Raw genomic sequence first — 9,509 nt, forward strand, 5'->3', positions numbered from 1 at the left:
CAAAAGCAGCTTCAAAAAGTTGTATATTACTTTGAAGACGTTGTATTACTAAATTCATCATTCGTTTATTTAAAGCAGAAGAGTTAGTAATGTAAAGTATATATTCTTCACTTGTAAATTGCCCAATAATAATTCCTTTTAAAGCATTTCTAAATTTTATATCCTTATGTATAGCATTATCTATATAATGAAGACGTCTGTCTAGTGTGAGCTGATAAAACACATTTTTATATTTAGAAATATAATTTTTAAAAACGTCTATTAACAAATCATTTTGCAGTTTAATTATTGGGCGTAATGTTAAATTTTGAAAACGCTCATCAGCGCTCATATTATCGCTAATTCTTATTGTAGAAATAATGGGTCTAATTGCCAACATTTGTTCGTCTCTAGTTTTCATAATTTAAAGAGTTTTTATAAAAATATTAATACTGGCAGTATAATGCTTTCCTATAGAAAATTCTTGTCAACTGTTTTATGAACAATTACCTTTAACTATAATATAATTTTATGAAATTTCACACCAGAAAATGGGTAAAACCTGAAGATTTAAATCCAAATGGAACACTGTTTGGAGGGCGACTATTAGCTTGGATAGACGAAGAAGCAGCATTGTATACTGTTGTTCAACTTAATAACTCAAAAATTGTAACCAAATATATAAGCGAAATAAATTTTAATAGTAAAGCCGTAGAAGGAGATATTGTAGAAATTGGAATAGAAGTTAAGAATTTTGGACGTTCTTCTATTACGTTAAAATGTGAGGTTAGAAATATGATGACACGAGAAACCATAATTATAGTAGAAAATATTACTATGGTAAATCTTGGAGAAGATGGTAAACCAAAACCACACGGAAAAACTAAAGTAGAGTATGTTAGCGATAGGTTAAAAGAGTAACCTTATTCTGCTAACAGTTCTTTAATACGTGTCTCTAGTGCGCTGCCAGAAATTTTCTCACTAGCTATATTTCTTTGTTTATCTAGCAATATTTTAAAAGGAATAGATTCTACACCATAACGAAAAGCAATACTTTTGTTTTTATCTATTACATGGTAGTCCCAAATTAATCCATCTGCAGCAATTGCATTTAGCCATTCTGCTTCGACTTTGTCCTAGCTAACACTAATAATTTCGAAACCTTGGCTTTTATATTTTTTGTGTAAAGCAACTAGGTTTGGATTAGTAGCACGACAAGGTGCACACCAGCTAGCCCAAAAATCGATCAAAACAACTTTTCCTTTTGGAATAGACTTTAAAGAAATTATTTCTCCATAAGGGTTTAGTCCACTTATTTTGTATGCTTTAGGTCTGTATTCTTCATTATAATTCTCTGAATTTTTTTTAATAGGAACTACAGGTAAACGTGCTTCTGTTTTTGTTTCTTTTTCTATAATTATAGAGTCTAAGCTCTAAGTAAAGGCCATGTTTCTAATATCTAAAGAGAATCCGTTATATAAAGCTCTAAGTGATTTTACATTGTAAGTGTTAATATTTTCTTTTACAATTAAAGCAGCTAAATAAGAATTAGAATGCTCTTTAATAAAGGCTTCAATAAAGTTATTTTGAGTTGTAAATAAAGCTAAACGTTCTTCTTTTATTTTTTAATGTTTTGAGAAGAAAAATCACCTTTTAAATTGTAATACAAAGCCATTCCTTCATCTTTAAAGCTAGACATTCTAGAATTGTATTTTGAGTATCCTTTTTGGATAGAAGATGAAGAGTATGCCGATGATAATTCTACTCGTTTATTTAAAAAAACGTGAATTTCAGAATTATCTACTAAAATAGTAAAGCCATTATTTTTATTCTTTATTTCTGAAACACGATACATTGAAGGTGTTTTTGCTTCATCTTTAAACTGAAATTTAGAATTGCTAACAATTGTAGAGTCTAAAACACTAAAACCATCTTCTTCTGCTTTAAAAAGGAAAACTGGTGTATTGTCTTTTGAAAAGGATAAGCCGTTAATTAAAAAATTTTCTGTTGTATTATCGAAACGGTCTAAATTTTTATCACTAGAAAAAACAACAGGTTTCTTGTCTTATGTACTTGAAGGTTGTTTGCAATCAAACAATAAGAAAGCAGCAAATGCAGCAGTTAAACGTAATATCTTGTGCATATGATAGAAAATTAAAACCGAATATTACAACAATTTATAATTACGCTAATGGTTTTAAGTATATTTTATCAACATAAAAAGTTCCAAATGGTATTAAAGAACCTAATAATATTATTGCAAAAGTTTTTGTGTCCCACTTATAAGTTGACCTAAGAAATATTGCAATTGCAATATAGGCAACAAAAAGTAATCCATGAGGCATACCAAGCAGTTTCACAAACTTATCGTTACCTTCTGGCATACGTTTGTATAGAGCTGCTGCCATTAACAATAAATATGAAACACCTTCAAGGAAAGCAATTATTCTAAATGATTTAAGCATATTATTTTTTAATTAATTTCTTTATTTTAATCTCTTTCGAATTAGAGTCTATAAACTTAGCAACGTATATTCCAGATGATAAATTAGAAACATTAATGGCACGATTGTTATTAATAGTACTTGATTGTAGAAGCGATCCATTTAAAGTGTAAATATCTACATTATAATTAGTTAAATTATTTGTTTGAATATTTAGCATGTTTAAAACTGGGTTTGGATATATAACAATATCCTTTTCAAAAGTACTTTCTGTAGTTGTAAGTGTAGCGTCAAAATACTGTATGGCAAGATTATAAGCATCCTTACCAATTTTATCTCCAATTACACGACCTCTTATATCGTCTATTGGTGGATGTATTCCTCCCCAAATACGAGATAAACTTGTTTGATCTGATGCATCTCTGTAAGTTGCCCATTGTAAAGTGAAACTTTGTGTTGGACCTTCTTCAAATACTAGAAAATCATTTTGTAAAACGTTAAATGTTCCCATTCCTCCTGGAAAAAATGCATCACCTGTAATTAAAGTTAATACTTCGGCAGCTGCTCTAGAAAAGGTAGAATGTCCAGAGAGGTAGCCTGCAAATGGAGGAGTTACAAACGTTGGTCTTTGGTAAGGCCACCATTTTTCTCCAAGAATCCAGTCTACACCAGCAGCATCGGTCTCTGGGTCTGTTATATAGTCAGGCCCTTTCCAAGCTTTAATTTTAATTTTGTCTACGTTTTCGTCACCAGCTCCAGCTAAAGGATCACCAGTTTCTACTAACTCGATTAAACCAGGCATTAAAGGCATACCATGATGATTGTAACTTGGTAAACTAGCATCAGTACTCTGGCCTTTACCTGCCATATATCTAATTGCAGATATTGGCCTAATATAATCGTAATATCCTTTAATTCCCCAAGTATTTACTGCAGAATCGTGCATTGCGCCACCCAAAACTAAATAGCCTTTAACATCCCATTCTAAATCACTAAGTATGTTGCCTTGACCATTAAATTGTTTTATAGTATCTGGATGATCACTAACATAATTAAAAATAGTAAACCAATGTCCAGGTGGTGTTTCAGAACCTGGACCATCTGCCCAAAATTCTGCCAAAACTCTAGCGTAATCACTTCTTTTTACCAACTGTGGAGCATAAGGCATACCAGTACTTGGGTTTAAAGAGTGACCAAGACCAGAATCGCCACCATCTATAAGATTATAAAACGCTTTGTATTCTTGAAACGTTTCTGGATAATTAGCAATATCAACATTTCCTATTGAAGCTGGTGAGATATCTATTGTAGTATTATCGATAGGATCTAGATGTGAAGACCATGAAACAACTAATGCAAAATACCATTTATATGGGTCATCAATTCCATCTTCGTTAGAATTTTGTATGTAATCTGGTGGTCCTGGATCGTTATAAACATAAGAATCGAAACCATTGTTTAAAATTTGTAAATCGGAAGTTTGAAGAGCAAAAGGACTTACATATCCCCATTCAGGACTAAGAAAAACTGGAGTATCTATAGGATATGTGTTACCACTTTGGTCAATAAAAATATCGAAAGCTAAAGGTTGCCATAAATTTGGATCTATAGTAGTATTGTCTTCGTATAAATCTAAAATTAATGGTTGATTTGAAGCAGTATAGAATTGATTATCGTAGCCGTTTTGCTCGTTAGAACCGTCTTGAAGACCAAAGGCTATGATTTCTTGAGCAAAATAGTTTCCTAGTGCAGCATAAGAATTTGTACTATAATCTGTAGAAGTAAATGTATCATCATATCCTAAATTATTAAACAATGTGTTTATGGAAGCTAGAGTAGTAGCAGAATCTGGTGCAGCTTCAAATCTGTAATTTAGTAATCTAAACAAGGTGTAACTCATAAACTCTGCTCTAGCAGCATCAATATCTGATGGTGTTGTAATACCATTAAAACTAAAGTTATAACCTTGGTAGGTTTTTCCTAAAAAAACAGTTTCTGCTTGAGAGTCAAAAATTGCCCAAGTATCATACATTGCTGTAGAAGTATGAAATAAATTTCTGGCATGTACTGTTGGTCTGGCAAAGTCTAAACGAATGGCGCTTAATAATTCTTCATTCCATTGCCTTGCAATAGATTGAGATTGTGTAGTGTTAATTGTTATTATGAATAGTAATAATGTAAATAGAAGCCTTTTCATTTTTGTTATTTAGTGGTGTAATTTCATAGAAATTAAGTTTATCTATAAAATTCCTTTTGTATTTTATAAAATAAATACAGCAACAAATTTAATAATTTGAAACTTGATTTTTAGATAAGATTATAAAAAATTTGAAATCTTAATTTTTAAATTTATGGTAATAACTTAAAATTAAAGAATTTAATAAAATGAAAACAAAATCACTGGTATTAATAATAGTTTGTTTAATGGCCTTTTTTGGATGTCAAAATAAAGCAATAAGCCAGACATAAAAGCCTGTAGAAGATGCTCTTAAGTTAAAGTATCTTGGTGAGAATGATCCAGATGGGGAGATAGATGTAAATGGCAACTATGAATCTCATTTCAAAAAAAAAGGTATTAAATATAGAGCAGATTTTTCTCCAGAAGGCATTTGGATTGAAACAGAAATGAGCATTAGTATAAAACAATTGCCTAAACCTATTAGAGATACCATAAAAAAAATTATGGAGATGAGGATATTACAGAGATTGAAAAGGTAAATAGTGCTTTAAAAGGTGAGTTTTATGATGTAGAGTTTGAACGAAAAGGAAAAAATAAAGATATAGAATATCGAGCTACTGAAGAAGATCTTTAATTTTATAAAGGTTTTGAAACTATAAGTTAGTAAAATAAATATTTTAATTATAATACCAATTGATTTTAATTCAGAATATATATTAGAGAATGAAGTCGTTAAATTAAGACCATTAAAAACTGAAGATATAGAATTATTATCATGGTATTCTTTAAACGAACCTACTTTGTGGGAATACTCTTTACAACCTGCTAACGGTTTAGATAACATGAATTTGTATATAGAAAAAGCTTTGCAGGATAAGGTTAATAAAAAATCATATCCCTTTATTGTGCTCGATAAACGTAAAAATGAATATGTAGGAAGCACTCGATTTTATTATTACCAACTTCAATATAATACTGTTCAATTAGGCTTCACTTGGTATGGCAAAGATTTTCAAGGTACTGGTTTAAATAAGAATTGTAAATATTTAATGCTGTCTTTTGCTTTTGAAACTTTAGGAATGGAGCGTGTAGAGTTTAGAGCAGACAATAACAATAAAAAAAGTATTGCAGCCATGAAAAGTATTGGTTCCACTGTAGAAGGTGTTTTAAGACAAAATTGCTCTGCTCCAAATGGATCTAGACGCGATAGTGTAGTATTAAGTATTCTAAAAAACGAGTGGTTTAATGGTGTTAAAACTAGTTTAGCTTCAAGGTTATAATTCATTAAAGTGTCGTTATCTTTACCAAAAATTTAATTAATGGTAAACCAAATTAAATCGCAACAAGCAATTTTAAATAAGTTGAATATTGAAGCGTTAAATCCTATGCAGGAAGAAGCGTTTTTATCTATTTCATCTATTGAAAATACGGTTCTATTATCACCAACAGGAACTGGTAAAACACTTGCTTTTTTACTGCCTACCATTAATAGTCTATCTGCTAAATGCGAAAACGTACAACTATTAATATTAGTGCCTTCCCGCGAATTAGCAATACAAATTGAACAAGTGGTATGGCAAATGGGATCTGGCTATAAAGCTAATGCTGTTTATGGAGGAAGACCATTTTCTAAAGATAAAATAGAACTAGCTCATGCTCCAGCAATACTTATTGGAACTCCAGGTCGTGTTGCAGATCATTTAAGACGAGAGACATTTTTAGTTGAAGACATTAATACTTTGGTTTTAGATGAATTTGATAAGTCTCTTGAAATAGGTTTTGAAAAAGAGATGAGTGCGATTTTAGCAAGCTTACCAAATATAAAAAAGCGTATTTTAACTTCTGCTACTCAAGATATTGAAATCCCTAGGTTTGTAGGTCTTGAAAACGAAATAATTATTGATTATTTAGATACTAAAACATCTAATTTAGTAGTAAAGAAGGTGCTTTCTCCAGACAAGAACAAACTACAAACGTTAGTAGATTTAATACATAATATTGGTAACAAACCAGGTATTATTTTTTGTAATTATAAAGACACCATCCAATATGTAAGCGATTTCCTTTATCAAAATAAAATACCACATGGTTGTTTTTTTGGTGGTATGGAACAGATAGATCGAGAACGGGCTTTAATAAAATTTAGAAATGGAACACATCAAATTATTATAGCAACAGACTTAGCTGCTAGAGGATTAGATATTCCAGAGTTAAACTTTATTATTCATTACCAATTACCTCTTAAAGCTGAAGAATTTACGCATAGAAACGGAAGAACAGCAAGAATGAATGCAGAAGGAACTGCATATGTTTTACAATGGGAAAACGAGTATTTACCAGAGTTTATAACATCTTCACACATACAAAAATTAACAAGTAAGCAAACATCTATTAACAGTGAATGGGAAACTTTATTTATTTCTGGAGGACGAAAAGATAAGATTTCTAAAGGCGATATCGCTGGTTTGTTTTTTAAACAAGGAGACTTAAAACATAACGAACTTGGGGTAATAGAGCTAAAAAAAGATTGCGCTTTTGTAGCAGTACCTAAAGAAAAAGCAATGTCTCTTGTAGAAAAGGTTAATAATATGCGTTTAAAGAAAAGGAAAGTTCGCGTAACAATTATCTAGCGGTTATAAAGCTTATTTAAGGTGTGAAAAAAGTGTAAAAGAAATGTGAATAGTAATAGAAAGTCATAAAATATTAAGTTATTTACCTAGACTTATAAATAAACGCCATTGTATCTAAATAGATTTTTTTTAGTTTTAATCATTTCAATTTCGCTTTTCTCTTGTAGAAATGAAGCTCAAGATAATATTGAGGCTACTACAAAAATAGCCTTAAGAGAAGCTGGAAATCAACTTTTACTTACTAACCAAGATTCTACATCTTTAATTTACCTGTAATAGCATTAAACGCCAAAAGCTATAATTTAGAGTTTAGCGAATCTTTATCTTTTATGCCAAATCATCTTGTTAAAGTTATAGATAGTAGTTTTAATGTGGCATCATTATCAAAAAATTACCGTGTAGAAGTTATACAATGTAAAGATAAGGAAGTTGCCTATAGTTATGAAATTAATATAGATAAAGAACGTACTATTATTTCATGTTCTGGAAGATTTTTGCCACAAGATTGCTATACTAATAAAGTTACTTTTTTAGATGCTACACAGGCGAGTTCAAAATATTTATTATTATATGGTATTGGTTTTGGATTGTTGCTTTTTATCTTAAATAAGATATTAAACAGTGGTAAATAGAAAAGAAAAACCAATAAAACAGATGATACCTTCAAGAAAATACGTGTTTTTCAGTTTTACCCAGAACAAAATAAACTAGTAAAAGCAGCAACAGAAATTAGTCTTTCAAAAAAAGAATGTGAACTATTAGCCATATTTGTAGCAAATCCAAATCAAATAATTAAGCGTGATGAACTTATAAAGAAAGTCTGGGAAGACAATGGTGTTTTTGTAGGTAGAAGTTTAGATACATACATTTCTAAATTACGTAAAAAACTACAAGATGACGACTCTATTAAATTAACTAATGTACATGGAGTAGGTTATAAATTAGAAGTACATTAAATGATATTTTGAGAATTGGTAGTACAACTTGTAAAAGTGTGGTTATCTTTGCTCAAAATTATTTTCTATGTCAAACCAATTTTCAGATTTAGGTATTAATAAAGCGTTACAAGAAAGCCTTTTAGCTTTAAAAATTTCTGTACCTACATCTATTCAAGAAAAAGTAATTCCTGTAATATTAAATCAAAAAGAAGACGTTGTAGCTCTAGCAAAAACTGGAACAGGAAAAACAGCAGCTTTTGGATTGCCTTTACTGCAATTAATTAATGAAGAAGATACTACTATTCAGGCAGTAATATTAGCTCCAACTAGAGAATTAGGTCAGCAAATATTTAATAATTTAGAATCTTTTGCATCACAAAGCCCAAAAATCTCTATAGCTTCAATTTGTGGAGGAATACCTATAAAACCTCAAATAGAACGCCTTAAACAGGACACGCATATTGTTGTTGCAACTCCTGGACGTTTAGCAGATTTAGTAAAACGCGAAGCCATAAACATTAAAAACATTTCTTACTTTGTTTTAGACGAAGCAGACGAAATGGTTAGTGCTTTAAAAGAAGGTTTAGATAGTATAATTAAAGAAATCCCTAAAAAAAGAAGGACTTTATTATTTACGGCAACTATGCCAGGAGCTATAAAACAAATGGTACAAAAATACATGTCCAAAAAAGTTGTTCATATCGAAGCAGATATGGTAACTGTAGGTCATCAAGGCATAGATCACCAATATATAGTTGTAGAGCCTATAGAAAAACTAGAAGTTTTACTTCATTTTTTAAACTCTAGAGAAGGAGAACGTGCAATTATTTTTTGTAAAACTAAAGCAGCAGTTAATAAGTTAGCAAAAAAATTAGCAATAAATAAATTTCCTTCTGGTGCCTTACATGGTAGTTTAACGCAAGGTATTCGAGACCGAATTATGGGTCAATTTAGAGAAGGCCATATAGATATTTTAGTTGCTACAGATCTTGCAGCTCGTGGTATAGATGTAAAAGAAGTCTCTTATGTTGTAAATTATCATTTACCAGATACTTATGATGCTTACGTGCACAGAAGTGGACGTACAGCTAGAGCAGGAGCAGAAGGTTTGTCTCTTACTATAATTCAAAAAGAAGAAATTGAAGATATTTCAGATTTCGAAAATGAATTGGATATTGTTTTCAAGCGTTTTAAAAAAGCAGATTCTAAAAGTATAGAAGATAACAATACGTTATTATGGGCTAAGAGAATATTTAAAACCAAGCCCAATAGAACAGTACCTGAAGATGTAAAAGCTAAGGTTAAAACCATTTTTCATCATTTAACAAAAGAAGAATTA

10 protein-coding genes are annotated in these 9,509 nt (G+C 30.5%); 6 read left to right on the forward strand and 4 right to left on the reverse strand.

Annotated features, from left to right (window positions below; translation table 11 throughout):
• The coding region (locus QNK89_RS11110) for a glyoxalase (protein WP_340171188.1) at nt 1–400 on the reverse strand (400 nt) is incomplete at its 3' end.
• A 110-nt stretch (nt 401–510) separates the two neighbouring features.
• Between QNK89_RS11110 and QNK89_RS11115 the strand changes: the two genes are divergently transcribed.
• A complete protein-coding gene (locus tag QNK89_RS11115; protein WP_340171191.1) occupies nt 511–900 on the forward strand; it encodes a hotdog domain-containing protein in 390 nt (129 codons plus the stop codon).
• 697 nt (nt 901–1,597) lie between these two features.
• On the opposite strand, the gene QNK89_RS11120 is transcribed toward QNK89_RS11115, so the two are convergent.
• A complete protein-coding gene (locus QNK89_RS11120) occupies nt 1,598–1,972 on the reverse strand; it encodes a DUF4369 domain-containing protein (RefSeq protein ID WP_340171211.1) in 375 nt (124 codons plus the stop codon).
• Between QNK89_RS11120 and QNK89_RS11125 the strand changes: the two genes are divergently transcribed.
• Nucleotides 1,875–2,126 carry a hypothetical protein gene (locus tag QNK89_RS11125; RefSeq protein ID WP_340171194.1) on the forward strand — a complete coding sequence of 84 codons (252 nt, stop codon included), beginning with the start codon at nt 1,875–1,877 and terminating at the stop codon, nt 2,124–2,126. The genes QNK89_RS11120 and QNK89_RS11125 overlap by 98 nt on opposite strands.
• A gap of 36 nt (nt 2,127–2,162) precedes the next feature.
• On the opposite strand, the gene QNK89_RS11130 is transcribed toward QNK89_RS11125, so the two are convergent.
• Together QNK89_RS11130 and QNK89_RS11135 are read right to left on the reverse strand one after the other, a co-directional pair.
• Nucleotides 2,163–2,444 (reverse strand): DUF3817 domain-containing protein, encoded by a 282-nt coding sequence (locus tag QNK89_RS11130; RefSeq protein WP_340171197.1) that lies wholly within the window; start codon nt 2,442–2,444, stop codon nt 2,163–2,165.
• Nucleotide 2,445: 1 nt separating this feature from the next.
• The gene (locus QNK89_RS11135; RefSeq protein WP_340171200.1) at nt 2,446–4,620 is read right to left on the reverse strand and encodes a T9SS type A sorting domain-containing protein; all 2,175 of its coding nucleotides are present in this window, start codon (nt 4,618–4,620) and stop codon (nt 2,446–2,448) included.
• Nucleotides 4,621–5,315: 695 nt separating this feature from the next.
• Here QNK89_RS11135 and QNK89_RS11140 point away from each other — a divergent pair.
• From QNK89_RS11140 to QNK89_RS11155, 4 genes are all read left to right on the forward strand, one after another.
• The gene (locus QNK89_RS11140) at nt 5,316–5,882 is read left to right on the forward strand and encodes a GNAT family protein (RefSeq protein ID WP_340171213.1); all 567 of its coding nucleotides are present in this window, start codon (nt 5,316–5,318) and stop codon (nt 5,880–5,882) included.
• A 39-nt stretch (nt 5,883–5,921) separates the two neighbouring features.
• The gene (locus QNK89_RS11145; protein ID WP_340171203.1) at nt 5,922–7,232 is read left to right on the forward strand and encodes a DEAD/DEAH box helicase; all 1,311 of its coding nucleotides are present in this window, start codon (nt 5,922–5,924) and stop codon (nt 7,230–7,232) included.
• 329 nt (nt 7,233–7,561) lie between these two features.
• Nucleotides 7,562–7,864: a hypothetical protein gene (locus QNK89_RS11150; protein ID WP_340171206.1), complete on the forward strand. Its 303-nt coding sequence runs from the start codon at nt 7,562–7,564 to the stop codon at nt 7,862–7,864.
• A 391-nt stretch (nt 7,865–8,255) separates the two neighbouring features.
• Nucleotides 8,256–9,509: DEAD/DEAH box helicase (locus tag QNK89_RS11155; RefSeq protein ID WP_340171209.1), on the forward strand; the 1,254-nt coding region annotated here is incomplete at its 3' end.

The organism is Lacinutrix sp., from assembly GCF_037625555.1.
Taxonomy (GTDB): domain Bacteria; phylum Bacteroidota; class Bacteroidia; order Flavobacteriales; family Flavobacteriaceae; genus Lacinutrix.

Bases quoted from the DNA above. Each gene is read 5' to 3' on its own strand.
- QNK89_RS11115 (WP_340171191.1), top strand. From the start codon at position 511: ATGAAATTTCACACCAGAAAATGGGTAAAACCTGAAGATTTAAATCCA.
- QNK89_RS11130 (WP_340171197.1), bottom strand. From the start codon at position 2,444: ATGCTTAAATCATTTAGAATAATTGCTTTCCTTGAAGGTGTTTCATAT.
- QNK89_RS11135 (WP_340171200.1), bottom strand. From the start codon at position 4,620: ATGAAAAGGCTTCTATTTACATTATTACTATTCATAATAACAATTAAC.
- QNK89_RS11145 (WP_340171203.1), top strand. From the start codon at position 5,922: ATGGTAAACCAAATTAAATCGCAACAAGCAATTTTAAATAAGTTGAAT.
- QNK89_RS11150 (WP_340171206.1), top strand. From the start codon at position 7,562: ATGCCAAATCATCTTGTTAAAGTTATAGATAGTAGTTTTAATGTGGCA.